Origin of the sequence: Caballeronia sp. INML2, assembly GCF_023631365.1 — a bacterium.
Classification (GTDB): Bacteria; Pseudomonadota; Gammaproteobacteria; order Burkholderiales; family Burkholderiaceae; genus Caballeronia; species Caballeronia turbans.
This window is the reverse complement of record NZ_JALQDH010000108.1, coordinates 1-590: the sequence shown is the minus strand read 5'-3', so window position 1 is coordinate 590 and position 590 is coordinate 1. Positions and strand designations below refer to the sequence as shown.

General features: G+C 56.9%; 1 protein-coding gene and 1 pseudogene. One reads left to right on the top strand and one right to left on the bottom strand.

Annotation, left to right across the window (positions count from 1 at the left end; translation table 11 throughout):
* Positions 1 to 245: hypothetical protein (locus NCT32_RS32395; RefSeq protein WP_250491270.1), on the bottom strand; the 245-nt coding region annotated here is incomplete at its 3' end.
* Between NCT32_RS32395 and NCT32_RS32390 the strand changes: the two are divergent.
* Positions 130 to 590: pseudogene (locus NCT32_RS32390) on the top strand (transposase); the annotation flags it as partial. The gene NCT32_RS32395 and the pseudogene NCT32_RS32390 sit on opposite strands and share 116 nt — an antisense overlap.

Genomic DNA, 590 nt, shown 5'->3' with positions numbered 1-590 from the left:
TCTGGAGTCGCTTTGATTATTCCGATACCTAAAGTGCGTTCGCCGCCAGCAGTCCGGTACCGCAGCCGGGACTTCGGCATAATCCGGACATCGGCGTAATGGAACTTATCCCGATGTCGGGATAAGTTCCACAAGATCGGCAACATCCTCAACGTCATGCCCAAGTCGCAGCACGGCAAGGCCAAGGCGGCGCTTGCTGAAATCTGGAATGCCGCGACATGAGCCGATGCGATCGTCGCGTCCAACGAGTTCGTCGACACTTACGCGGCAAAGTATCCAAAGGCCGTCGAGAAACTCACGAAGGACCGAGACGAATTGCTCGCATTCTACGACTTCCCTGCCGAGCACTGGCAGCATGTGCGGACCACGAATCCGATTGAATCGACGTTCGCGACGGTGCGCCATCGCACAAGCCGCACACGTAACTGCCTGTCGCGCGCAACCTTCCTCGCGATGGCGTTCAAGTTGATTGAAGCCGCCGAAAAGTCATGGAGGAAAATCCGCGGCGCAGAGAATATCGAGGCGCTTCTGAAGGGTATCCCCTTCAAGGACGGAACCCCGGTGATTGAAAGCACACCGGCTCCTCAATC